The following is a 24801-nucleotide window of genomic DNA, read 5'->3' on the forward strand; positions in this document are numbered from 1 at the left end:
CTCCTCCGCAACGCTGCCAGTCGGACAATGCAGGCTGCCTGTTTTTTCCGCATCTCCTTTGCCCAAACCATGCCCGCCATTGCGCAGGGTGCCGGCCCGTGCCACCACACGGGCAGCCATGTCGAAACGCCTTCTCATCGTCGTCGTCGAACCCGATCCCGACCGCGCGCAGCCCATAGCCGACGGGTTGCGAGAAGCGGGCGACCACGACATCCGCATCATCGCCGAACAGTCGGGCTTGGCGCGGCAGGTGGCCGAATTGCGCCCCGACGTGGTGCTGATCGACATCGCCAACCCCTCGCGCGATGTGCTTGAGGAACTGGCGCTGGCCTCGGGGCCAGCCGAACGGCCGGTGGCGATGTTCGTGGACCGTTCGGACGAAGGAATGACGCGGGCGGCGATCGAGGCCGGGATCTCGGCCTATGTCGTGGACGGGATGCGGCCCGAGCGGCTGAAGCCGATCCTGGATGCGGCCATTGCGCGGTTCCACATCTTCCAGCAGATGCGCGCCGAACTGGCCGCGACCCGCGCCGCGCTGGAGGAACGCAAGATCATCGACCGCGCCAAGGCCGTGCTGATGAAGGCCCGCGGCATCGACGAGGAAGCGGCCTATGCCCTGCTGCGCAAGACTGCGATGGACGGGGGCAAGCGCGTGGCCGACATCGCGCAGCAACTGGTCATGGCGGCGGGGCTTCTGGGCCGATGATCACGCTGCGCCTTGGCTATGTGCCCCTGATCGACGCCGCGCCCCTGATCGTCGCGCAGGAACTTGGCTTCGCGGCGGAAGAGGGGCTGGCCTTCGATCTGGTCCGCCTGGGGGCCTGGGCGCAGGCGCGCGACATGCTGGGCGCGGGGCTGATCGAGGCCGCCCACATGCTGGTGCCGATGCCGGTGGGCCAAGCGCTTGGGCTTGGCCCCTCTCTGCCCGCGATGGATCTGGTGATGTTCCTGTCCCATGGCGGGCAGGCCGTGGCTGTCAACCGCGACCTGGAAGGGCGGCTGCGCGACGGCGGCCATGATTTCGCCTTCGACGATGCCCGCGCCGCCGGGCTGGCCCTGCGCCGCGCGGTGGCGGGACGCTTGCGGGTGGGGGTGCCGTTTCACTTTTCCACCCAGTCCGAACTGGTGCGGCACTGGCTGACCGCCAGCGGCTTTGCGCCTGCCGACTTGGAGCTGATCACCGTGCCGCCGCCGATGATGGCCGAGGCAATGGCGCAGGGCGATGTCGATGCCTTCTGCGTGGGCGAACCTTGGGCCAGCTTCGCCGTCGAGCGCGGACTGGGGGCCCTGCTGCTGCCCGGCACCGCCATCTGGGCAGCAGCACCCGAAAAGGGGCTGGTGCTGCTGCGTGGCTTCGCAGAGACCCGCGAGGCCGAGACCGGAGCGCTGATGCGCGCGATCTGGCGCGCGGGCCGCTGGCTGGACGATCCCGACCATCGCGGCACCGCGGCCGAGATCCTGTCGCGCGCCGCCTATCTGAACCTGCCGCCGGAACTGGCCGAACGCGGGCTGACGGGGCGGCTGACGATCAGCGCGCAAGGCGACATCCGCCACGCGCCGGGTTTCATCGCCTTCAACGCGGGCGCGGCCAGCTTTCCCTGGAAAAGCCTGGCCGCGCTGTTCGCGCAACGCCTGGCGGGGCGGCACGGGCTGGACCCGCAGGAGGCCATGACCCGCGCCATGGCGCATTTCCGCACCGACCTTTATCGCCAGCACCTGCGCCCGGCTGGTGCGCCGCTGCCCGGTGCCTCGCAACGGGTCGAGGGCGCGCTGGCCGAGGATCGCTCGGTCGCGGCCGAACGCGGCGGGATGATTCTGCGCGCGGACGGCTTCTTCGACGGCTTCACCTTCGACCCCGCCGCCTCCTTGTCCGCAAACTGACCAAAGCGCGGGCAGTCCGCGCAATCTTTTCGCGCGTCCGGCATGAAACGGGGCAGGGGCGCCGCAGGCGGGTGCTGAAGGCTTGGCCTGTCGCCCCGGATCGTCAAGGGTTGGTTCATGGCCCGGCGCAATGGCGCGCCACCGGCTTGGCTCGCAACGATGCGGCATTTCCCGAAAGCGACGGTTGCCACTGGCCCCCGGGCCATCATGCCGTGTGCTTTCCGACAGCCACAGACACCCCGTCCCGCCATCGGAGCATCAATGTCCACCACCGTTATTTCCAGGAAGAAGCTTGTCGTCATCGGCGCGGGCATGGCCTCGGGCCGGCTGCTGGAGCAGCTGTTCGAGGCCGCCCCTGGCGCCTATGACGTGACCCTGTTCAACGCCGAGCCGCGCGGCAACTACAACCGCCTGATGCTGTCGCCGGTCCTGTCGGGCGAGAAGACCTACGAGCAGATCGTCACCCATGACGACACCTGGTATACCGCCCACCACGTCGATTGCCGCTTTGCCGAGCCGGTGACCAGGATCGACCGCAAGAACCGCGTCGTCTATTCCAACAGCGGCGGCGCGCCCTATGACGCGCTGGTGATCGCCACCGGGTCGGCCCCCTTCATCATCCCGGTGCCCGGCAAGGATCTGCCCGGCGTCGTCACCTATCGCGACCTGGAAGACACGCAGGCGATGATGGATACCGCCGGCAAGGACGCGGTGGTCATCGGCGGCGGCCTGCTGGGCCTGGAGGCCGCGGCCGGCATGGCCGCGCGCGGCGCCCGCGTGACCGTGATCCACCTGATGGGTCACCTGATGGAGCGCCAGCTGGACCCGGCGGCGGGATACCTGCTGCAGAAGGATCTGGAAAAGCGCGGCATCACCGTCCATTGCAAGGGCGCGACCAAGGCCATCCTGGGCAACGACCGCGTCGAGGCCGTGCTGCTGGAGGACGGCACCGTCTATCCCGCCGACCTGGTCTGCATGGCCGTGGGCATCCGCCCCGAGGTGCGGCTGGCCAATGACGCCCATCTGGAGGTCGAGCGCGGCATCGTCGTGGACGACGCCCTGCGCACCAGCGACCCGCATGTCTTCGCGCTTGGCGAATGCGTCGAACATCGCGGCCAGGTCTTCGGCCTTGTCGCGCCGCTCTACGACCAGGCCAAGGTGCTGGCGAAAACGCTGCTGGACCAGCCAGCCGTCTTCGCCCCCGTCCAGACCGCGACCAAGCTGAAGGTGACGGGCTGCGACCTTTACAGCGCGGGCGACTTTGCCGATGCACCGGGGCGCGAGGATATCGTTTTCCGTGACCCGGGCCGGGGCATCTACAAGCGCCTGGTGCTGGAAGACAACCGCATCATCGGCGTGGTCATGTATGGCGATACCAATGACGGGGCCTGGTTCCATGGGCTGATGAAGGACGCAACCGACATCGGCCCGATGCGCGACACGCTGATCTTCGGCCCGGCCTTCCAGGGGGGTGCCGCGCCGGACCCTATGGCGGCCGTTGCAGTCTTGCCGCCTGAGGCGGAGATCTGCGGCTGCAACGGCGTTTCCAAGGGCACGATCATGGACGCGGTGGCGGGCGGCGCCTGCACGCTGGACGCGGTGCGGGCCTGCACCAAGGCCAGCGCCTCCTGCGGGTCCTGCACCGGGCTAGTGCAGCAGGTTATGGCCTTGACGCTGGGCGGCGCGGTTGCTGACGCCCCCGCCGGCATGTGCAAATGCACCGATCACAGCCACGAGGACGTGCGCCGCCTGATCCGGTCCATGGGGCTGAAGTCGATCCCGGCCGTGATGCAGGAACTGGGTTGGAAATCGGTCGGCGGCTGCCATTCCTGCCGCCCGGCGCTGAACTATTACCTGCTGGCGGAATACCCGCTGGACTACCAGGACGACCGGCAGTCGCGCTTTGTGAACGAACGCAACCACGCCAATATCCAGAAGGACGGCACCTATTCAGTAGTCCCGCGCATGTGGGGCGGCGTGACGACCCCGGCCGAACTGCGCGCCATTGCCGACGCGGCCGAGAAATACGACGTGCCAATGGTCAAGGTGACGGGCGGCCAGCGCATCGACCTGCTGGGGGTGCGCAAGGAAGACCTGCCGCATATGTGGGCCGACCTGAACGCGGCGGGGATGGTGTCGGGCGCGGCCTATTCCAAGGGCCTGCGCACGGTGAAGACCTGCGTCGGCAAGGAGTTCTGCCGCGTCGGCACACAGGATTCCACGGGCCTCGGCATCAGGCTGGAAAAGCTGATGTGGGGGTCCTGGACGCCGCACAAGCTGAAGCTGGGCGTGTCCGGCTGCCCCCGAAACTGCGCCGAGGCCACCTGCAAGGACATCGGCGTGGTCTGCGTCGACAGCGGGTACAACATCGTCATCGGCGGCGCGGCGGGGATGGAGGTCAGGGAAACCGAGCACCTGGCATCCACCCCGTCCGAGGACGAGGCGATCCGGATCATCCTGGCCGTGACGCAGCTTTACCGAGAGAACGCCCGATACCTGGACCGGATCTGGAAATGGATGGGCAAGGTCGGGCTGGACTGGATAAGGGCGCAGGTCGTCGATGACCTTGAAAATCGCCGCGCCCTGGTCGAACGCTTCGAGATCAGCCAGTCCGTCTACCGCCGCGACCCCTGGGCCGACCTTTCCACCCCATCCGAGACGCCCAAATGGGCGCCCCTTGCCGACCTGACGCTGGAGGCCGCCGAATGACCATCTTCGTTGACATCGGACCCTTGGACGCCATCCCCCGGCAGGGCGCGCGCGTGGTGAAGACCGGGCAGGGCTGCGTGGCGGTCTTCCGCACCATGGACGACCAGGTCTTTGCGCTGGAGGACCGCTGCCCCCACAAGGGCGGGCCGCTGTCCGAAGGCATCGTCCACGGCACATTGGTCACCTGCCCGCTGCACAACTGGGTCTTCGACATGAACTCGGGCGCGGCACAAGGCGCAGACGAGGGCCACGTCCGCACCTATCCCGCCAAGCTCCAGGGGGGACGCATCCTCCTCGACGCCACCCTGATCCGCGCCAGAAGCGCCGCCTGAAAGGAACGCCCATGTCCTATGTCACGCCAACCGATTTTGCCCGGAAGATGATCGACGCCGGCGAGGCCAAGGTCTTCATGTCCACCAAGGACACGCTGATCCGCGCCTATATGGCGGGGGCGATCCTGGCGCTGGCGGCCGCCTTCGCCGTCACCGTCACCGTCAACACCGGCAACCCGCTGATTGGCGCGCTGCTATTCCCGGTGGGCTTCTGCATGCTGTATCTGCTGGGCTTCGACCTGCTGACCGGGGTCTTCACGCTGGTGCCGCTGGCGCTGATCGACAGGCGCCGGGGCGTCACCATGAAGGGGATGCTGCGCAACTGGGGCCTGGTCTTCTGCGGCAATTTCGCGGGCGCCTTCACGGTCGCGATCTTCATGGCGATCATCGTGACCTTCGGCTGGTCCGAGGCGCCGAATGCCGTCGGCGAGAAGATCGGGCATATCGGCGAGGGCCGGACCGTCGGCTATGCCGCGCATGGCGCTGCGGGGATGCTGACGCTGTTCGTGCGCGCGGTGATGTGCAACTGGATGGTCTCGACCGGCGTGGTCGCGGCGATGATGTCCACCAGCGTTTCGGGCAAGATCATGGCGATGTGGATGCCGATCCTGATCTTCTTCTACATGGGGTTCGAGCATTCCATCGTGAACATGTTCCTGTTCCCGGCGGGCCTGCTGCTGGGCGGCAACTTCACGATCATGGACTACATGATCTGGAACGAGATCCCGACCGTTGTCGGCAACCTGGTGGGCGGGCTGACCTTCGTGGGCGCGATGATCTATGCCACGCACCACAAGACCTCGCCCGAGCTTGACCGCGACGCGGCCCCCGCGCCTGTTGCCGTTCCGGCCGAGTGATCCGCCGTCCCGCCGGGACCCGGCCCGGCGGGCGTTGCCCGACTTGTGATCCTGCAATCCGCGCGGCACCGGAACGGTTCCGCGGCGGGGCCGTTTTGGCTCTGGCACCCACCGAGAGTCAGGATCTCCCATGCAGCCAGCCCTCCGCCCTACTGCCGCTGTCGCCTATCCGGTCGATGACCACGACTGGAGGGCTGCCCGATCCACGACCCTGCCGCATCCGAAGGGGGCATGACGTGACCGGGGAACGCGACCAGGATCCGACGACGCCCTTTTACGCCCATCCGACGGGCGGTTGGGGATCGCTGAAAAGCGTGCTGGCGCAGGCCACGAAAGGCCGCATCCAGTTGGGTGTTCTGGAAACCCTGCGCCGCCAGAACAAGCCCGGCGGGCATATGTGCACCTCCTGTGCCTGGGCCAAGCCGCCCTCGCCACACCTGGCCGAGTTCTGCGAGAACGGCGCCAAGGCCACCCTCTGGGACCTGACCCGCGATCGTTGCAAGCCCGACTTCTTCGCCCGCCACAGCGTGACCGAATTGCGCAACTGGCCCGATCACGACCTGGAGGCGGCCGGGCGGCTGACCCATCCCCTGCGCTATGACGCGGCCAGCGACCATTATGTCGAGACGACCTGGCCGGAAGCCTTTGCCGCCATCGGCGCCAGTCTCAAGGCGATGGATCCGAAGACGACGGTCTTCTATGCCTCGGGCCGGGCCAGCCTCGAGGCGTCCTACCTGTATGCGCTGTTCGCGCGTCTTTACGGGCACAACAACCTGCCCGACAGTTCCAACATGTGCCACGAGACGACCAGCGTGGCGTTGAAACGGACTATCGGCGCACCGGTCGGCACCTGCGTTCTGGATGATTTCGAGACATGCGACCTGATGCTGTTCTTCGGGCAGAACACCGGGTCGAACAGTCCGCGTTTCCTGCACCCGATCCAGCAGGCGGTGAAACGGGGCTGCAGGATCGTGACCTTCAACCCGATCCGCGAACGCGGACTGGTCGAGTTCATGAACCCGCAAAGCCCGTCCGAGATGCTGACGGGCCGGGGCACGCCGATCTCGGACATCTATCTGCAACTGCGCCCCGGCGGCGACATCGCGGCGATTGCGGGGATCTGCAAGCACCTGTTCGACCTGGATGCCGTCGATCGCGACTTCATCGCGCTGCATTGCCATGATTTTGACGCCTTCGAGACCTGGACCCGCGCGCTGTCCTGGGAGGATATCGAGGCCGCATCCGGCCTGCCGCGCGCCGACCTGGTCGAGGTGGCGGACCTTTACGCCCGGTCCGAACGCTGCATCGGCGTCTATGGCATGGGCCTGACGCAGCATGTCCATGGCGGCGACAGCGTGGGAATGCTGGTCAACCTGCTGCTGATGGGCGGCAATATCGGCCGTCCGGGCACCGGCATCTGCCCCGTGCGCGGCCATTCCAACGTGCAGGGGCAGCGCACCGTGGGCATTTCGGAAAAGCCCGAACTGGTGCCGCTGGACACGCTGGCGCAGATGTTCGACTTCGACCCGCCGCGCGACACCGGCATGACCACCGTCGAGGTCGTCCAGGGCGTCATCGACGGCACCGTCAAGGGCTTCGTCAGCCTGGGCGGCAACTTCGCCCGCGCCATCCCCGACCTTGCCCGGGCCGAGCCTTTCTGGGCCGGGCTGGATCTGAATGTCCAGGTCGCGACCAAGCTGAACCGTTCGCACCTGCTGGTGGGCAAGGGGGCTTGGCTGCTGCCCTGCCTGGTCCGGGCCGAGCGCGACATGCAGAAAACCGGCCCGCAGGCCGTGTCGATGGAAGATAGCCTCAGCCATATCCACGGGTCGGTGGGACGCCGCCCCCCGGCCTCGCGCCACCTGCTGTCGGAACCGGCCATCATCGCGGGCATCGCCAAGGCGACCCTGCCGCCCAACCGCCATGTCCGCTGGAACGACTGGATCGCCGACTACGGCCGCATCCGCGACCTGATCGAGGAAACCTATCCCGACCAGTTCGACCACTTCAACGACCGGCTGTTCAAGGCCGGGGGCTTCTATCGCGGCAATGCGGCGCGCCGGCGCGACTGGCAGACAGAAAGCGGCAGGGCGGAATTCACGCTGCCGCCAAGCCTCTCGGCCCTGGGGGCCGAACCGGGCGAGGGCGTCTATACGCTGGTCACGCTGCGGTCCAACGACCAGTTCAACACCACGATCTATGACTATCACGACCGTCTGCGCGGGCTGGAGGGGGACCGGATGATTGTCCTGATCTCTCGCGCCGACATGGTCGGTGCAGGGCTGTCCGAGGGTCAGCGCGTGACCCTGGTGTCGGCCGTCGAGGACGGCATCCCGCGCCGGGTCGAGGGGTTCACGGTCGTTCCCTATGACCTGCCCTCAGGCTGCGTGGGGGCCTATTACCCCGAGGCCAACCCCCTGGTGCCGCTGGACCATCACGACCTCGCCTCGAAGACACCGGCCTACAAGGGCGCGCCGGTGCGGATCAAGGCTTAGAGGATCATCTGCGCCCCGTCACCACCAGCTCGTCATACCCCGACAAGGGGCATGGCGCGCGGTCGAAGTGCAGGCCAGGCAGGGCCAGGACCACGATCTCGGTCGTGGTGAAGACGGCCGATCCCGCGGGCATCAGATGGCCGCCAAAGGCCCGGCCCTGATCGTCGGCGATCGTCAGGTGCAGATGCTGGGACTTCGCATCCAGCGTGCCGGTCAGCGAGGTGATCTCGAAATGTCCGGAATAGGCGGTGCCGTCCGGTTGGTTGGCATGGCGGATCACGACATCGGTCAGGCTGCCCACGCAGGTCACGATCGCCATGGCCTGCGTGCCGCTGTCGGCAAAGACGCGGCGCAACCCCTGGGTCAGGTTCTGGCCGGGACCAAGCCGGACGGCGTGAAAGGTCCCGGTCGAGGATGCAAGTGCGTGCATGGCGAGCCTTTCCTGAATACGCCCTGCCGTTCTTGCGGCGGGACGGCCGCACGGGTCAAGCGGGGCCGACCCATCAACGGACGGAATCGCTTGCCGGCCATCGATTCACAATTATCATTGGACGAAAGGCGAACACGGGCGCAGACTGAGCCCATGATCAGCGAACCCGACAGCGTGCTTCTGGACCGCCGAGATCCCGATCGGAACATGGCGCGGTTCTATCGCCTGGATATCATGCCCGACCTGTTCGGAGGGGTCGTGCTGGTTCGCAATTGGGGCCGCGTCGGCCACCGCGGCCAGGAACGCCAGCATTGGTTCGCGGATCTTTCCGAGGCATTGCAGCAGCAAGCGACCTGGATCCGGCGCAAGCAGCGGCGGGGCTACAGCCTGATCAGCTATCCAGCCGTTCCATAACGATGCTTATTCTTGGTCCGTATGGTGGGGGGGACGCGCCATCCCGAAGTGCCATTGTCCTTGCATGGCGATGAGCTGCCGCTAAAAGGACACTGCCAAGAAGGCCCGTCACAGTCACCTTTTCCCTTTCGGATCAGTGCAAGGCAGCCAACGCAGGCGGCCGAGGCGCCGATACATGCGCGCTCCTCCCTGCACGGCGAAGGACATCCTGACGGGAGACAACGCGGCACGCTATCTCTGCCGATCAGCCTTTTTCCGCCCCGCGGACGGAACAGTTCCCGCCGAACAGTGTTTTTCCAGGCATCCCCACACCCGGAGAACACCTATGTTCCTGCGCGTCGACAAGTTGCAAGTTGAACTGCCTGCCCCCAAGAGACAGGATCCGAACGCCGCCGCAGCCTTGCAAGAACTGCTTGGCGGCAAGTATGGCGAGATGTCGACGCTTGGGAACTACATGTTCCAAAGCTTCAATTTCCGCAGCAAAAGCAAGTTGCGCCCCTTCTACAGCCTGGTTGCGGCCATCACCGCCGAGGAACTGGGCCATGTGGAACTGGTCAGCAATGGCGTGGCCATGCTCGCCAACGGGCCCGACAAGCCCGGCGGGGACGAGAAGTTCGGCGGCGACATCTCGAACGCGCCGTTCGAGGAGATGAAGGACATCCGTTCGGCCGCCTCGTTCTACAGTCATGCGGGGGGCGCGATTCCGGTCAACTCGAACTCGATGTCGTGGAACGCGGACATGGTGACCACGACCGGCAACGTGATCGTGGATCTGCTGCACAACTTCCATCTGGAATGCGGCGCGCGCCTGCACAAGCTGCGGGTCTATGAATCGCTGACCGATGCCAACATCACTGGGCGCGAGGTCTGCGGCTACCTGCTGGTGCGCGGATCGGTCCATGCCCATGCCTATGCCCTGGCGCTGAAGAAGCTGACGGGGGTGGACCTGGACAAGTTCCTGCCCACGCCGAACATCCCCCTGGGCAACATCCCGGAATGCCAGAAATACTTGGCCGAGGGGTCGCACCGCCGCCTTTATACCTTCAGCCCCTCGGACTATGAGGAGATGCGCGGCATCTGGGGCGGCGGCGGGGAAACCGCCCTGCCCGACGATCCGCCCGGCGAACTGGAGGTCGTGGACGGCCTGCCCGATGGCGGCAAGATCCATGACCTGACGGGCGTGCCCTCGGCCTTTACCCCGGATTACGACCCCGCGGAAATGTTCGAGATCGCAACCAAGCTGTATCAGAAGTCGCGCTAAGCGACGGTGGCGGCCCCCCGCGAGGGTGGCCGCCTTGTTCCACGGAGGCCCCGATGCCGCGCCGCCAGACAGACCTGCCACTTGCCGCCGTCGTGCTTGCCCTGTCCGTAGGCGCGGGCCTTGCGGCAGGCGCCATCATGAAATCCAGCCCCAAGCGCCCGCCGGACAGCGCCCCCGGCCGCACCGCGCGCCGGTCCAGCTTTGGCGACTATCAGATCGCCGGGCGCACCGTTACCATCAAGGCCCCCCGCTCTCGCATCTACGAGATGTGGCGCAACCCGGACCATCTGACCGATTTCATGGAGGGCTTGGCCGCCGTCCAGGTCAGCGGCGATGACGTGACCTGGGTCGTCGATACACCGGACGGACATCTCGCGGTTGAAACCCGCCTTGTCGAGCAGCGCGAGAACGAGGCCCTCGCCTGGCGGTCCGTCGAGGGTGCCGAGATCGAGATCGAGGCCAAGGTCCGGTTGCGCGACGCCCCTGCCGGACGCGGGACCGAGGTCGAGGCCCATATTGCCTGGATTCCGCAGGCAGGCATCGTCGGCCAATGGGCGGCCAGGCTGCGCGGCGCCGATCCCAAGATCCGCGGCAAGCAGGAACTGAAGCGGCTGAAGATGCTTCTTGAAACCGGCGAAATCGCCACCTCGACCAATCGAAAGGCGGATTGATGCGCGCACTGACCTGGCATGGCAAGCATGACGTTCGCGTCGATACCGTTCCCGACCCCCAGATCGTCAACCCGCGCGACGCGATCATCGAGATCACGGCGACGGCGATCTGCGGATCGGACCTGCATCTTTACGATAGCGTGATCCCCGGCTTGGCGCCCGGCGACATCCTGGGCCATGAATTCATGGGCCGCGTGGTGGAAACCGGGCCGAAATCGACGCTGAAAAAGGGCGACCGGGTGGTGGTGCCCTTCACCATTTCCTGCGGTGCCTGCTTCTTCTGCACGCAGGGGCAGTTCTCGGCCTGCGACAACTCGAACCCGGTGGAGAAGCAGGAAGCGTCCGAATTGCTCTATGGCCACCCGATGAGCGGCCTTTTCGGCTATTCCCATATGACCGGCGGTTATCCCGGCGGCCAGGCGGAATATGTGCGCGTGCCGTTCTCCGATGTCGGCCCCATTGTGATTCCCGAAGGCCCTTCGGACGAGGATGTGCTGTTCCTGTCCGACATCCTGCCCACCGGCTGGATGGCGGCCGAGAACTGCGACATCCAGCCCGGCGACAGCGTAGCCGTCTGGGGTTGCGGGCCGGTCGGCCTGTTCGCGATCCAGTCCGCGCTGCTGATGGGTGCGGGTCAAGTCATCGCCATCGACCATTACCCCCACCGCCTGGAGCTGGCGCGTGGCCTGGGCGCCAAGGTCATCGACTTCAAGCAGACCCATGTTCTGGAAGCGTTGATGGAGATGACCGGCGGCATCGGCCCCGACGCGGTGATCGACGCCGTGGGTATGGAAAGCCACGGCTTTGCGCCCGACGCGCTGATGGACGCGCTGAAGCAGCGGGTCGGGATCGGCGCCGACAATGTCCATGCCCTGCGCATGGCGCTGATGGCGGTCAGGAAGGGCGGGCGCGTGTCCATCCCGGGTGTTTATGGCGGCCTGGCCGACAAGTTCCCGATTGGCGCGCTGATGGAAAAGGGCCTGCAGATCCGCACAGGCCAGACCCATGTGCAGAAATATACCCGAGAGCTTCTGCAGCGCATCCTGGAGGGAGAGATCGACACGACCTTCCTGATCTCGCATCGCCTGTCGCTGGAGGATGCCCCGACCGGCTACAAGAATTTCCACGGCAAGCAGGACGAATGGACGAAGGTCGTCCTGACGCCCGGAGCCGCATCTCGCCCTGCAGGGGGAAACTAGCATCATGCCCAGCACCACCGAAGACGGCGACAAGAAGACCGAGGGCGGCCCGATCGACCGATCCGCCGGGGCGGCGGGGGAACCGTCGGACACGGATTATGTCCGCGCCCCCGCGCCCGTGCGCAACAGGCTGGCCTGGCAGGTTCTGGTCTGGCCCGTGGCGATGATACTGCTGGTCATCATCGGCGCCATCTGGGCCTTGTCGCGATGAGCCGCGAACCCAAGCCCGGTCCCCGGCGGCTTGGCCGCGCGGGCGTGGCGGTGGCGGTGATCCTTGTCGCCATCATTCTGGTGATATTCGTCGGCCGCAACCTGTGGCACGCGACCGAGGTTCATGACGATTCGCCGGAAATCGGACAAGACCAGCAGCCCTGATCCCCTGTGGAACCACATGCCTTTCGCGGTGCTTTCGATGGAGAAAGGACCCTGCGGAGAAGGCCATGAGGCAAGGGACAAGATTGACGATCCCCGAAATACGCCCCGACGGGCTGCAGCTTGACGAACCGCGCGACAGGCAGCGGCGCTACTGGCGGATCCAGCGCATAGCCTGGTGGACCTTCGGGGCGGTCATGCTGCTGGCAATTCTGGGCCTGACCGGCAGCGGCGGCGTCTTCCACACGCAAACCATCCATTTCGCGAATGCCCGCGCCGAGGTGCCCCGCGTATCCCGCTGGGAAGGCATGGACGAGGTGGCGATCATCTTCGACAATCCGGCAGACAGCCACGAGGTCCGCATATCGCAGCCCTTCTTCGAGCGTTTCTCGGTCGAGCGGATCCAGCCCGAACCGGACCAGAGCCTTCTGGCCCAAGGCGCGCAGACGATGACCTTCCCCACCGCCGGCCCTGCCCCGCACGAGGTCAAGCTGGACCTGCGGGCCACGCATTTCGGCTGGACCGGCTTCGACATGACGGTCGAAGGCGAAACCCGTCGCATCAATCTTCTCGTTCTGCCCTGAGGACATCATGGACTCGGTAATTCGCGGCATTGCCGTCTATTTTCTCCTGCTGATCGCGACCCGGCTGTCTGGCCGCCGAACGCTGGCGCAGATGACGCCTTTCGACTTCGTCCTGTTGCTGATTATCGCCGAAACGACGCAACAGGCCCTGCTGGGCGACGACTTTTCCATCACAAATGCGGCGATCCTGATCCTGACGCTGTTTGGCACGGATGTGCTGCTGGCCTATGTCAAGTCCCGCTCCGAACGCGCGGGCTCGATCCTGGACGGCAATCCCACCGTCCTGATCAGCAGCGGCAAGATGGACGAGGAAGCCATGCGCAGGGCCCGCGTCGGCGTGGGCGACCTGCTGGAGGCCGCACGTTCCCAGCATGGCCTGAAGACGCTGGACGAGATCGACGCCGCCGTCCTGGAGGTCAGCGGCGGCATCAGCATCATCCCGAAGGAACGCTAGGCGCGGACCCCTGCCGGCCCGCGCCCTGCCCGCGGGCCGTTCAGTCGTCCTTCAGCTTCTTCTCGACCTTGTCGCGGCTGTTGCCCTCGGACCTGACCGCATCGCGGACCTCGTCCCTGGACACGCCCATCTTCTCGGCTTCGTAGCGGACCTCGTGGTCTTGGCCGCCGGCGACCTTGCGCCGGTCCTAGGCGCGTCCGCGATCCTTGTTGTCCTGTGCCATGGAATGCTCCTCATTCGTCGTTGGGCTTGGCCATCTTGCTGTGCAACTTTGCGACCATCTCGGCCGGCAGGATTTCGGCCACGGCGGCCTGGGCCTTGTTCTTGAAGCCCGGCGTGGCCTGCGCCGTTCCCTCCATCATGGCGCGATAACCGTATTCGGCCACCATCTGCGGGTCGTCCTTGGGACCCTGCCCGATCGGCGTGTCCAGCATCCCGGCGCGCTCGAAGAACTTGGTGTCGGTCGGGCCGGGCATCAGGCAGGTGACGGTGACGCCGCTGTCCTTCAGTTCCTCGGCCAGGGCGACCGAGAAGTTGTCCAGAAACGCCTTCGAGGCGTTGTAGACCGCCTGATAGGTTCCCGGCATGAAGCCCGCGATGGAGCCGGTGATCATGATGCGCCCCTGCCCGCGGGCGACCATCCGGCGCCCAAGGGGATGGGCCAGCCGCAGCACGCCCAGGATGTTGGTCTCTACCGTGCGTTCGACGCCCTGCAAATCCTGTTCCAGGAAGGAATGGCCAAGCCCCGTGCCCGCGTTGAGCATCAGAAGGTCCACGTCCCGGCCCTCCAGCGCCGCCAGCACCGCCTGGGCACCTTCCCGGGTCGCCAGGTCAGCCTCGACCGGGCGGGCCCCCAGCTCCCGCGCGGCGGCGTGGATGGCGGCCTCGTTGGCGACCACGATGGTTTCATGGCCATCCGAAACGCACAGACGGGCCAGTTCGTATCCGATGCCCGTCGAGGCGCCGGTGACAAGGGCAACGCTCATGGCGGCATCCTTTGCAAAGATTGATGATCGTTCTCAACAGCCGTCACCGCCACGGGTTCCCGATCCGCCGCGCGGGTTGGCATTTGTCAATCTCCCTCCGCGACGAAACCCGCCGCAAGGCAGCCGATCCCGCGCTTCAGGAACACAGGGCGCATGTCGGGCCTGTCACGACCGGCCGGCGGTGGCCGCGACCCCCTTGTCCGCAGGCGGAACAAAGCCCGCCCGTGGCCGTTTTGGTTCATGTCCCGGTAAGGAGCCCCGCCATGGCGCCGCGCACGTTCTGGAAAGGCTACATGAAGCTGTCGCTGGTGACCTGCCCTGTCACCATGATGCCCGCCACCACCGAGGGCGAAAAGGTCCGCTTCCATACGCTGAACGCCAGGACCGGCCACCGCGTCACCAGCCATTATGTCGATTCCGTCACCGAGCGCCCCGTCCGGGAGGAGGATGAGGTCAAGGGCTATGAGCGCGGCGAGGATGACTACATCATGCTCGAGGACGAGGAGATCGAGGCCGTCGCCCTGGAAAGCACGCGGACCATCGACATCGACATGTTCGTGCCCGACCATTCGATCGGTTGGGTCTGGTACGACAGGCCGCATTTCCTGATGCCGGGGGACGAGGTCGGGCAGGAAGCCTTTGCCGTCATCCGCGACGCCATGGAAGCGACCGGCACCGTCGGCATATCCCGGCTGGTGATGTATCGCCGCGAGCGCGCGGTGATGCTGAAGCCGCGCGACAAGGGGATCGTGCTGTGGACGCTGCGCTATGGCGACGAGGTGCGCGACGAGGACGATTACTTCGACAAGCTGACGGCGGAAAAGCCCGAGGCGAAGCTGATGACCCTTGTGCGCAAGCTGGTCGATGAACGGACCACCCATTGGGACGCCGGGATGGTGAACGATCCCGTGCAGGCGCGCCTTCTGGACATCATCGCGGCCAAGAAGAAGGGCAAGAAGAAGCCCGCCCGCCGGGCGCCGAAGGTGGAAACGCCGGATAATGTCATCGACATCATGACCGCGCTGAAGAAAAGCATCCAGGCCGAAGGGCAGCGCGGCAGGGCCTGAACAGCGCCATTCATGGGATTGGCGGAGCGAGGCTGCCGGGCGGGTTACACCCCACCTTATATCCAAGAAGCCGTAGGGTGCGTTCTTGCACGCACCGATGCGCCCCGTAAAGGTGCGTGCAAGAACGCACCCTACCCTGCGGATTGCACCCTGCCGGTGAACGGTTTCTATCCCTTCTGCCGCTTCGGCGCCTTCACCTCCAAGGGACGGGCGGCGGCGCGGAGATCCTCCCACGGGTCGCGGGCCAGCGCGGCAAGCCGGTTCGGCGTGTTTTCCACCGTGAAATAGCCGGGGCCGACCTGGTCCAGTTCCTCCCATGCGACAGGCATCGACACGGTGGCGCCGGGACGGGCGCGCGTGGAATAGGCGGCCACCGCCGTCATGCCGCGCTGGTTGCGCAGATAGTCGATCAGGATCCGGCCCTTGCGTTTGGATTTCGTGATGGTCGAGACATAGGCCTCGGGCGCATCCGCCGCCATGGCGTCGGCCAGCCCCTTGGTGAAGGCCTTGACGGCGGGCCAGTCCGCCTTGGGCGTCAACGGCGCCACGACATGCAGCCCCTTCCCGCCCGAGGTCTTGACGAAAGTCGCCAGCCCCGCATCGGCAAGGCGCTGACGAACCTCCTGCGCGCCGGCGATCACGGCGTCCCAAGCCACGCCCTCGCCGGGATCCAGGTCCATGGTGATCGTGTCGGGGCGTTCCCAATCGGCCACCGTGGAGCCCCAGGGATGGATCTCCAGCGCCGCCGACTGCACGAGGGCCATCAGCCCGTCCAGGTCGTTGATGGCGATCATCGCCTCCTCGGCCTTTTCCTTGGGGTCCTTGACCAGGGCGATGTGCTTGTTGATGCCGTTCCAGGCGTGCTTCTGGAAGAACCTTTGCCCGTTGATCCCGCCGGGGCAGCGCAGCAGCGCCAGGGGACGGCCGACGACGAAGGGGGCGATCTTCGGCCAGACTTCGGCATAGTAATCGGCCAGCCCTTCCTTGGTGATGCCTTCGTCCGGCCAATAGATGCGGTCGGGATGGGTCAGGGCCACGCGGCGCTTGGGGGCGTTCGGCGTCTTCTTGGCGGGGCCGCTTTCGCGCACGACCTCCGAAGCGGGCTTGTCCTCCCGCAGCCCCCGGAACGAGGCATGGCGCAGCAGCCGGTCGGCGGTCCAGGCGCGGAACTCGACCTCGGCCACCAACTCGGGGCGCACGAAGCGGACGCCGCGGCCCTCGTCCGCCGTCAGCTTGCCCGCGAAGGGGCTTTTGTCGATGCGCATCCCGTCCAGTCGCGTGCGCAACTCCTCGGCGATCTTCTGGGAAAAGCCGGTGCCGACGCGGCCCACATGGGTCAGCTTGCCCCCTTCATGCACCCCCAGGACCAGCGAGCCCACCAGCTTGTCAGAACTGGTGGACGGCACATAGCCCGCCACCACGAATTCCTGCCGGGCCGAGCACTTGGACTTGATCCAGCCCTTGCCGCGCCCCGACCGATAGGGGGCGTCCGCTTCCTTGGAAATGATGCCTTCCAGGCTGAGCCGGCAGGCATGGCGCAGCACCATGGACCCGCTTTCGCCGAAATGGCTGGAAAACCGGACCCGCCCCGGCTCCATGCCCACCAGATCCTCCAGCGCCCCCTTGCGGGCGATCAGGGGCGCGTCGCGCAGGTCATAGCCGTTCAGATACATCAGGTCGAAGACGTAGAGGACGAAGCGGTCGTTCCGCCCTTCCGACAGATCAGCCTGCAAGGCCGAGAAATCGGACGATCCGGCCCCTGATTCCACCACCAGCTCGCCATCCATGATGGCAGATTCGGCAGGCAGTGCGCGCAGGGCATCGGTGATTTCGGACCCGAAACGGTCGGTCCAGTCCAGCCCGCTGCGCGTCAGTAATCGGACCTCCTGCCCCTCCAGCCGGGCCTGCAGGCGATAGCCGTCGAACTTGACCTCGTGGAGCCATCTGGCGCCGGCAGGCGGCGCGGGCTTCAAGGTCGCCAGCGCCGGTTCAATGAAATCGGGCATCGGCGCTTTCTTCGCGCCCGTGGCCGGGGCCTTGGGGTCCTTGGCGCGGGATCGCCGGGCCTGCTTCGGCTTGGCAGGTTTCGACTTGTCCCCGGCGCCTTCGGCCACATCCTCGACCGTGCGGCCGGTCTTCACGGATTCGGGCCGCTCGGTCAGGATGTCGGGGGCATCGTCGGGGCGGGCGGCGGCGTCCTCGGACTTGATCAGCAGCCAGTTCTCGCGCGTCTCGCCGCGCTTGCCGCGCATCCGGACCAGATGCCAGCGACCCGACAGCTTCTCGCCTTTCAGTTCGAATTCCAGATGGCCCTTGGCATAGCCGCGTGCCGCGTCGTCCACGGGGGACCAGTCGCCCCGATCCCAGACGATGACCGCGCCCGCGCCGTAATTGCCCTTGGGAATGGTGCCCTCGAAGTCGCCATAATCCAGCGGGTGATCCTCGACGTGGACGGCCAGGCGCTTTTCGCCCGCGACCAGGCTTGGCCCCTTGGCCACGGCCCAGCTTTTCAGCACCCCGTCCATTTCCAGCCGCAGGTCGTAATGCAGCCGGGTGGCGGCGTGCTTCTGGATCACGAAGGCATGGCCCGCCTTCTTCGCTTTCTGCCCGCGCGGTTCGGCCGTCTGCGAGAAGTCGCGCTTTTCGTTGTAAACCTCCAGCCCGGCCCCGGATTGTCCCGCCATGTCCTAGCTGGCCTTCTTGCTGGTCGAAGCGCGGGACGGGGCCTTGCGTTTCGGACCCTCGCCGCGCGGCTTGGTCGTGCGCCGCACGGGCTTGGCAAGGGCCGCGCTTTCGCGCAGGGCGGCCATCAGGTCCACCACCTCCTCGGGCTTGGGCTCCTTGCGGGGCTGGATCTTCCGGCCCTCGATCTTGGCCTTGACCAATTCGGCCAGCGCCGCCTCGTAGCGGTCGTCGAAGTCGCGGGGGTCGAACTTGCCGCGCTTGGTCTTGATGATGTGTTCGGCCAGTTCCAGCATCTCGCCCTTGATCTGGATGTCGGGCAGGTCGGCGAAGGCCTCGGCCGGGTCGCGGACCTCATAGTCGAAGTTCAGCGTCGTCCCGATCAGGCCTTCGTCATGGGCGCGGATCAGCACCGTGCGGACGCGGCGGAACAGAACCGTCTGCGCCAGCGCCGCGACCTTTCTGGCACGCATCCCTTCGCGGATCAGCGTGAAGGCCTCGACCGCGCCCTCATCCGCGGGGGCGATGTAATAGGGCTTGTCGAAGTAAAGGTCGTCGATGTCGTCGCAGCCGATGAAGGCGGTGATGGACAGCGTCTTGTCGCTTTCGGGCACGGCGGACGCGACCTCGTCCGGGTCCAGCACGACATAGTCGCCCGGCCCGATCTCGTATCCCTTGACCTGGTCGTCGCGGTCCACGGGCTTGCCGGTCTCGCTGTCCACGAAGACGCGGCTCAGCCGGTTGCCGGTCTTGCGGTTCAGCGTGTGAAAGGCGATGCGCTCCGATGTCGAGGCGGCGGTGTAAAGCCCCACGGCACAGCTGACCTCTCCGACCTTCAGGAATCCCTTCCAGCTTGCCCTGGGTGCCATCGCCGCCTCCGCTGTTCGCTTGAATTGAACGGCTTGGAACGGGCCGGGTTCCAGCGACGCGCGCTGCGTCCCGCTATTCCGCCGCCATGGAGCCACGCGCGATTTCCTGCGCCAGGGGCCACTCGACCGAGCGCATCCCGCCCGACGGATCATGGCCCAGAAGGCCGTTCGGGCACAGCCGGTCGTCGTCCCATCCAAGGTGGTTGGCGATCGGGTAAAGGCATATCCCCTCGACCCGGACGCCGCGCTGCTGGGCACGGGCGACCTCGTCGCGGATATAGGCGAACCACGATGCGCGGCGCGCGCCCTCGGTCCCCGTCTCGGCGATCACCAGCGGGCGGTCATAGCGCGCCGCCACCTCGACCAGCAGGTCGGACAGCGGGCGATAGAAGGAGTGATCCATGTCGATGGGCGGGCCGCCGTGGATCCACTGGTTGTTCCAGTAATAGTTGACCCCGACGATATCCAGAAAGGACGGATCGCCGCCCAGTTGCGGCCACAGCCGCCCCGACAGCAGGTCGAACGCCTGGAACTGCGCGTCATGCCAACCATGTGCCTCCCACAGGGGGCGGCCGTTGTGGGGGTCGTGGTGGATCGCCAGCAGCGGTTCCGCATGGACGAAGCGGGCGCGCGGATCGACGGCGCGCAGTTCCTGCATCGCCGCGATCGAGGCGCGGGCCAGCTGGCATTTCAGCTCGAACCCGCGATGCGCGGCAAAGGGGTTGAGATATTGCGCGTCCCCGCCCGCCCAGGCAAGGAAGCTGATCTCGTTGACCGGGCACCAGAAGGGCACGGCATCGGTCAGTTCGCGGTGATGCAGCGCCACCGCCCGGGCGAAACGGACGAAGCGGTCGACAAAGGTGGCACTCCAGATGTCCAGGTCGTCGGGCCAGCCGTAATGCATCAGGTCCCAGACGAGCTGCGTGCCGGTGTCGCGGGCTGCCTGCATCATCGGCGTCAGGCTGGAGAAATCATAGCGCCCGGGCGCGCGCTCGATCAGGTGCCAGCGTGCGCCGTCGCGGCAGGCGCGGATGCCAAGGCCCGCCAGTTGCCGGTAATCCTGCGCGGCGTGGGCGTCATGGCCCACGGCCTCGATCAGATCAAGGCGGCGACCGCTTCGCAGCCGGTGGGTCGATGCCTCCCACCCGCCCAGGACGAAGCTGTCGAAGGTGTCGTACGGGGGTGCTGCGGGGCGTTCGGCCAGCACCCGGTCGAACAGCGCCCGCCATTGCGGCACCACGACCCGGGCGGAATAGGCCGCATGGACATGGCCCTTCAGCGCGGCGCCAAGGCGCGCGCGCAGGGGCGCATCGGCCAGCAGGCGCAGCATGGCATCGGCCACGGCGGCGGGGTCCTCGTGGGGGACGAAGATCCCGCTGATCCCGTCCCGGATCTGCTCGACCGATCCGTTGTCGGCGGTGGCGATGACCGGCAGGCCCGCCGCGCCCGCCTCGGCGATGACATGCGGCATCCCCTCGCCGCGCGACAGCCAACAGAAGATGTCCATGGCCGCCAACAAATCCGGCACGTCCTTGCGATCGCCCGTGAAGATCATGCGGTGGCCAAGGGGCTCGGCCATGTGGCGCAGTTCGTGTTCGTATTCCGGCATGAAGGCGTCGGGACCGCCCACGATCACGAAGCGCGCGTTTGGGGCGGCGTCAGCGATGCGCAGGGCTGCGGCGATGAAATCCTCGACCCGCTTCTTGCGGTCCAGCCGCCCTACCCAGCCGATCAGCACCTCATCCGGCGCGATGCCCAAGGCTGCGCGCATGTCGTCGCGCCGTTCGGGGCGGAATTCCTCCAGATCGACCATCGAGGGAATTTCAAGCGCATCGCCGGGCCTGTCAGGCATCCTTGAGGCCGCCGCCGCGCGGATGCTGTCGCAGACCCCGACATAGCGGGTGGTGAAGTGCTTGGGCCCCGACAGGGCCTCGCGGACCAGTCCGCCATGTTCGATCAGCGGCGGGCGCAGCGCCATGCGCTCCAGCGCGGGATAGATGTCGGCCACGTCCTGGCAGGACACGACCACATCGGCCCCGGCCAGCTTGCGGCGCAGATAGTCGACGGTTTCCTCGAACCCCAGGCCATAAGCGGTGGTGTCCACATGCACGCCCAGGTCGGCCAGCTGTTCATGGGTCTGGTGGGGCATCCCCTCCTTGTGGAAGCAGGGGATGACGGTGATGCGATAGCGGTCGCGCGGCAGGTTGCGGGCCAGCAGGCGGATTTCCGTTTCCTCACCGCCCACGACCAGCCAGGCCATGACAAAGGTGATGCGGATCAGCGAATGATCCGGGTTCGGCAGCGGGAAGGCGTCGGGGGGAACGATCCCCCAGGCCGTATTATCGTCTGCGTTCATGGGGCCTCGAACACGATCTGCAGGAAATCGGGGCGTTCCGCGACCAGGCGGCGCAGGAAGTCCGGCGCCTGGTCGTAAGGCACGACATGGGTGATCATGTGTTGCCGGATCAGGTCGCCTTCGGCGGCCAGCAGCCGCAGCGTTTCCTGCGCCAGCCGCCGCTGGTCCCAGGCATGGGCCAGTTGCCGCGGCATCCGGTTGATCTGCGCGCAGCGGATCGCAAGGCCGTTGTGGTGGAACTCCTCTCCCAGCCTCGTGCCGTCCATGCCGCCCTGGTAGAAGGCAAGGTCGATCACCGTCCCTTGGGGCCGCAGCGCCTGGAGGCTGCGGTTGAGGCTGTCGGACCGCGCGCGGGTCTGGAAGACATATTCGGCCCCGCGCCCGCCGGCCTTGTGGTGCCAGGCGGATTTCGCGTAGCGGACGGCCTCGTCCTCGGCCATGGCAAGGAAGCCCATCTTTCGGGCGATGTCCTGCCGGAAGGGCGAGGGATCGACGACCACGATCTCGGACGCGCCGCCCTGACGCGCGAACAGCGCGCAGAACAGCCCCACCGTGCCGCCGCCCCAGACCAGGACCGGGCGTCCTTCGACCCCCGCGCCCAGGAAGGGAACCGCCGCGCCGAACTGGTCGGCATCGGCGTGCAGGATGCCGTTGGCGGCGATCGGCCCCATCTGCGCCACGAAGATGCCGAGGATCGGGTCCATGCCTTGGGGCAGCTTCAGCAGCAGGTCATGGGCCGGGTTCGCGGTATGGCCGGTCTTGTGGCCGAAGGTGGTGGCCAGCACGTCGCCATCGGCAAAGCCGGGCGCGCGGGCGTCGATGACGCGGGCGGTCTCCATGTAGCCCAGGAAGTTGACGGGGAAACGGGCGGACGGCTCTCCGGGGATAAAGAGGCCCTGCCAGTCGTCCCAGCGGCTGTGCAGATATGGGTTGGAGCCCTTGAGAAAGGTCAGCTCGGTCCCCGCCGACAGGCCGGTATAGAGCAGGTCCAGCCGCACATGACCGTCGCCTGCCGGGCCTTCGTCATAGCCGAAGAAGTAGGGCTCGCCCGGACGCTCGATGCCAAGCGAGCGGATGCGGCGATGCTCATGCGGCATCGTGGGCACCCGGCGCAGGGGCTTGACGAAAGATGGGCTGCGGGTCAGCCCGCAGCCCCTCCATCTTCACAAGGGCACCTTCGCGGGCGGATTGTGCAACCGCAAGGGCCACGCGATGCGTCATCAGCGCCTCCCCGTAGGGGCAGCGGATGCGGTTCTCGTGGCCCTGGACGGCCTCGATGAAATCGCGGTCCTCGCGCCAGACGGGATCGCCCTCGGCATGACGCACGGGGCGTCCCCGGCCCACATCCACCATGATGTCGTGGTCGCTGATCTCCAGAGCCATGCCGTCGGCGAAGACATGAAGCCCCACGCGGTGGTTCCAGCGCAGAAGACAGGTGGCCGACAGGTTCGCGATCGCGCCGCTGGCGAAGCGCAGCGTCGCCGCTGTCGCCGTGGGCACGGTCAGGCCCTGGAAATCCGCGCGGTCGCGGCGGGCGGACATGCCGAAGACCTCGGTCACGTCGCCGGCAAGAAAGCGGGCCGCGTCGATCACATGGGTCGCCTGTTCGACCACCTGCCCGCCGCTGCGGTCATGGTCCCACCACCATTGCGGGGGCGGCGTCTGGTCCAGCCAGAAGCCCTGGATCAGGTGCGGGGCATTATGGGCCAGGTGGCCGCGCGCCTCGTCCATGGTGTCGAGATAGCGCCAGTGATAGCCCACGGCGGTGATCAGGCCGGCTTTCTCGACCTCGGCGCCGATCTCCTCGGCCAGGGCGATGTCCAGCGACAAGGGCTTTTCGACAAAGAAGGGCAGGCCGCGCGCGATGCAGGCGCGTTCGGGGGCGCCATGGGCAAAGGGGGGCACGCAGATATAGACGGCGTCCAGATCCTCGGCCGCCAGCATGGAGTCGTGATCGCCATAGGACCGGGCGCCGGTCGCCTCGGCCGCCTGCCGGGCGCGAGCCTCGTCGGGGTCGCAGATGGCGGCGATCTCCACGTCATCCATGGTGCGCAAGACGCCGAAATGGCGATGCGCGATGCCGCCCGCGCCGATGAAGCCCAGCCTTGTCTTGGTCATTCCGTCCTCTCCACGCTGCCGCATGACGCGGCGATAAATCCGCACGGTATCCGCCGCCATGCGGTCGGCGGTGAAAAGCTTTCTCCAGCGCGCTTGCCCCTTGCGGGCCACGATGGCGCGGGCCGCGCTGTCGGTCAACGCCTGCGCCATCGCGTCGGCCAAGGGCCGCGAACGGCGGGGCGGCACCAGCCAGGGATGATCGGGACCCAAGGCCTCGGCCGATCCGGTGACATCGGTGGCGACGATGGGCAGGCCCATGGACATGGCCTCCAGCAGGACCAGAGGCAGCCCCTCGAAGCCCGAGGGCAGGACCAGCAGGTCGGAGTCAGCCATCAGCGCGGCCACATCGTCGCGCCGGCCAAGCAAGCGAACCTCACGGGCCAGCCCAAGCCGCGCGACCCAGCGGCGCAGGCAAATGCTGCCGGTCCCCTGCCCCACCAGCTCCAGCCGCGCGGCGATCCCCCGGCGGCGCAGGCGCGCAAGCGCCACCAGCAGCGTCCGGTGCAGCTTTTGGGGCGAGAAGCGGCCGACGCACAGGATGGTCAGCCTGTCCCCGCCCCCGTGGCGCAGCAGGGGCGCGGCGGTGCCGTTCGGGACCGCATGAACCGGCAGGTGGCAATCCATCGCCGCAAGCGCCGCGCGCCAGCCATCGGCCGCCGCGCCGGACACGGCAATCACCGCGTCCACGCCCCGGCTGGCATCGGCGTAATGGGCGATCTGGCAGGCATCGGTCAGAAGCCAGGGCAAGTGTTCCGTGCGGATCACCGCCCGCCCTGCCCTGACGGCTGCGGCGACCAGCCCGTGACCTTCCCAGCCGATGCCCGCATGGACATGGACGATGCGCGGCCCGCTGGCCGCGACGAAGGCTTGGGCATTCTCGGGCGCAAAGACCTGCGCGGGCAGGCCCATGGCGGCCGCCCGCGCGGCCAGCGCGCGGCCGGCGGCATGGTCGGGAAAGGCCAGCATCCCCATGCCCGGCGGCAGGGCCCCGGCTAGGGTCAGCATATGCTCGCCCACCCCCGACGGCTCGGGACTGTCGGTCAGCAAAAGGCAGCGCATCAGAC

22 protein-coding genes and 1 pseudogene are annotated in these 24801 nt (G+C 66.9%); 15 read left to right on the forward strand and 8 right to left on the reverse strand.

The window, feature by feature from the left end; all coding sequences use genetic code 11:
* Positions 1 to 118: 118 nt before the first annotated feature.
* The 6 genes from OU682_RS04990 to OU682_RS05015 all read left to right on the forward strand — a co-directional run bounded on the left by OU682_RS04990 (position 119) and on the right by OU682_RS05015 (position 8274).
* A complete protein-coding gene (locus tag OU682_RS04990; RefSeq protein ID WP_268940975.1) occupies positions 119 to 706 on the forward strand; it encodes an ANTAR domain-containing response regulator in 588 nt (195 codons plus the stop codon).
* Positions 703 to 1881 carry an ABC transporter substrate-binding protein gene (locus OU682_RS04995; RefSeq protein ID WP_268940976.1) on the forward strand — a complete coding sequence of 393 codons (1179 nt, stop codon included), beginning with the start codon at positions 703 to 705 and terminating at the stop codon, positions 1879 to 1881. The genes OU682_RS04990 and OU682_RS04995 overlap by 4 nt, the downstream gene beginning before the upstream one ends.
* A gap of 261 nt (positions 1882 to 2142) precedes the next feature.
* Positions 2143 to 4590, forward strand: a complete 2448-nt coding sequence (gene nirB / locus OU682_RS05000; RefSeq protein ID WP_268940977.1) for a nitrite reductase large subunit NirB — start codon at positions 2143 to 2145, stop codon at positions 4588 to 4590.
* On the forward strand, positions 4587 to 4922 hold the full coding sequence (nirD, locus tag OU682_RS05005; RefSeq protein ID WP_268940978.1) for a nitrite reductase small subunit NirD: 336 nt from the start codon (positions 4587 to 4589) through the stop codon (positions 4920 to 4922). Before nirB ends, nirD begins: the two co-directional genes overlap by 4 nt.
* An 11-nt stretch (positions 4923 to 4933) precedes the next feature.
* A complete protein-coding gene (locus OU682_RS05010) occupies positions 4934 to 5779 on the forward strand; it encodes a formate/nitrite transporter family protein (RefSeq protein ID WP_268940979.1) in 846 nt (281 codons plus the stop codon).
* A gap of 176 nt (positions 5780 to 5955) precedes the next feature.
* Positions 5956 to 8274: an FdhF/YdeP family oxidoreductase gene (locus OU682_RS05015; protein WP_371832204.1), complete on the forward strand. Its 2319-nt coding sequence runs from the start codon at positions 5956 to 5958 to the stop codon at positions 8272 to 8274.
* 4 nt (positions 8275 to 8278) lie between these two features.
* Here OU682_RS05015 and OU682_RS05020 read toward each other — a convergent pair whose 3' ends face one another.
* Entirely contained in the window at positions 8279 to 8704 is a 426-nt protein-coding gene (locus OU682_RS05020; RefSeq protein WP_268940981.1) for a PPC domain-containing DNA-binding protein, read from the reverse strand.
* A gap of 153 nt (positions 8705 to 8857) precedes the next feature.
* Between OU682_RS05020 and OU682_RS05025 the strand changes: the two genes are divergently transcribed.
* From OU682_RS05025 to OU682_RS05060, 8 genes are all read left to right on the forward strand, one after another.
* Positions 8858 to 9118 carry a WGR domain-containing protein gene (locus tag OU682_RS05025; protein ID WP_268940982.1) on the forward strand — a complete coding sequence of 87 codons (261 nt, stop codon included), beginning with the start codon at positions 8858 to 8860 and terminating at the stop codon, positions 9116 to 9118.
* A gap of 325 nt (positions 9119 to 9443) precedes the next feature.
* A complete protein-coding gene (locus OU682_RS05030; protein ID WP_268940983.1) occupies positions 9444 to 10379 on the forward strand; it encodes a manganese catalase family protein in 936 nt (311 codons plus the stop codon).
* A gap of 53 nt (positions 10380 to 10432) precedes the next feature.
* On the forward strand, positions 10433 to 11050 hold the full coding sequence (locus OU682_RS05035; protein ID WP_268940984.1) for an SRPBCC family protein: 618 nt from the start codon (positions 10433 to 10435) through the stop codon (positions 11048 to 11050).
* Positions 11050 to 12249: a zinc-dependent alcohol dehydrogenase gene (locus tag OU682_RS05040; protein ID WP_268940985.1), complete on the forward strand. Its 1200-nt coding sequence runs from the start codon at positions 11050 to 11052 to the stop codon at positions 12247 to 12249. The genes OU682_RS05035 and OU682_RS05040 overlap by 1 nt, the downstream gene beginning before the upstream one ends.
* A 4-nt stretch (positions 12250 to 12253) precedes the next feature.
* Positions 12254 to 12460: a hypothetical protein gene (locus OU682_RS05045; protein WP_268940986.1), complete on the forward strand. Its 207-nt coding sequence runs from the start codon at positions 12254 to 12256 to the stop codon at positions 12458 to 12460.
* Positions 12457 to 12624, forward strand: coding sequence for a hypothetical protein (locus OU682_RS05050; RefSeq protein WP_268940987.1), 168 nt, complete (start codon positions 12457 to 12459; stop codon positions 12622 to 12624). Before OU682_RS05045 ends, OU682_RS05050 begins: the two co-directional genes overlap by 4 nt.
* A gap of 83 nt (positions 12625 to 12707) precedes the next feature.
* On the forward strand, positions 12708 to 13205 hold the full coding sequence (locus OU682_RS05055) for a hypothetical protein (RefSeq protein WP_268940988.1): 498 nt from the start codon (positions 12708 to 12710) through the stop codon (positions 13203 to 13205).
* Between the two features lie 7 nt (positions 13206 to 13212).
* On the forward strand, positions 13213 to 13659 hold the full coding sequence (locus tag OU682_RS05060) for a DUF421 domain-containing protein (protein ID WP_268940989.1): 447 nt from the start codon (positions 13213 to 13215) through the stop codon (positions 13657 to 13659).
* 40 nt (positions 13660 to 13699) lie between these two features.
* Here the strand turns inward: OU682_RS05060 and OU682_RS05065 are convergent.
* Both OU682_RS05065 and OU682_RS05070 read right to left on the reverse strand, forming a co-directional pair.
* Positions 13700 to 13834: pseudogene (locus OU682_RS05065) on the reverse strand (DUF3606 domain-containing protein); the annotation flags it as partial.
* A 58-nt stretch (positions 13835 to 13892) separates the two neighbouring features.
* A complete protein-coding gene (locus OU682_RS05070; RefSeq protein WP_268940990.1) occupies positions 13893 to 14645 on the reverse strand; it encodes an SDR family NAD(P)-dependent oxidoreductase in 753 nt (250 codons plus the stop codon).
* Positions 14646 to 14908: 263 nt separating this feature from the next.
* Here OU682_RS05070 and ku (OU682_RS05075) point away from each other — a divergent pair, with 263 nt between their 5' ends.
* Positions 14909 to 15712 carry a non-homologous end joining protein Ku gene (gene ku, locus OU682_RS05075; RefSeq protein WP_268940991.1) on the forward strand — a complete coding sequence of 268 codons (804 nt, stop codon included), beginning with the start codon at positions 14909 to 14911 and terminating at the stop codon, positions 15710 to 15712.
* A 167-nt stretch (positions 15713 to 15879) separates the two neighbouring features.
* Here ku (OU682_RS05075) and ligD read toward each other — a convergent pair whose 3' ends face one another.
* The 5 genes from ligD to OU682_RS24100 form a co-directional block, all read right to left on the reverse strand.
* The gene (gene ligD, locus OU682_RS05080; protein ID WP_268940992.1) at positions 15880 to 18396 is read right to left on the reverse strand and encodes a DNA ligase D; all 2517 of its coding nucleotides are present in this window, start codon (positions 18394 to 18396) and stop codon (positions 15880 to 15882) included.
* Between the two features lie 3 nt (positions 18397 to 18399).
* Positions 18400 to 19263, reverse strand: a complete 864-nt coding sequence (gene ku / locus OU682_RS05085; protein WP_268940993.1) for a non-homologous end joining protein Ku — start codon at positions 19261 to 19263, stop codon at positions 18400 to 18402.
* 73 nt (positions 19264 to 19336) lie between these two features.
* A complete protein-coding gene (locus OU682_RS05090) occupies positions 19337 to 21619 on the reverse strand; it encodes a glycosyltransferase family 4 protein (RefSeq protein ID WP_268940994.1) in 2283 nt (760 codons plus the stop codon).
* Positions 21616 to 22716 carry a zinc-dependent alcohol dehydrogenase gene (locus tag OU682_RS05095; protein WP_268940995.1) on the reverse strand — a complete coding sequence of 367 codons (1101 nt, stop codon included), beginning with the start codon at positions 22714 to 22716 and terminating at the stop codon, positions 21616 to 21618. The genes OU682_RS05090 and OU682_RS05095 overlap by 4 nt, the downstream gene beginning before the upstream one ends.
* Entirely contained in the window at positions 22706 to 24796 is a 2091-nt protein-coding gene (locus tag OU682_RS24100) for a glycosyltransferase (RefSeq protein WP_329609774.1), read from the reverse strand. Before OU682_RS24100 ends, OU682_RS05095 begins: the two co-directional genes overlap by 11 nt.
* Positions 24797 to 24801: the final 5 nt, after the last annotated feature.

It is taken from the genome of Paracoccus benzoatiresistens (assembly GCF_026913015.1).
Lineage (GTDB): Bacteria > Pseudomonadota > Alphaproteobacteria > Rhodobacterales > Rhodobacteraceae > Paracoccus > Paracoccus benzoatiresistens.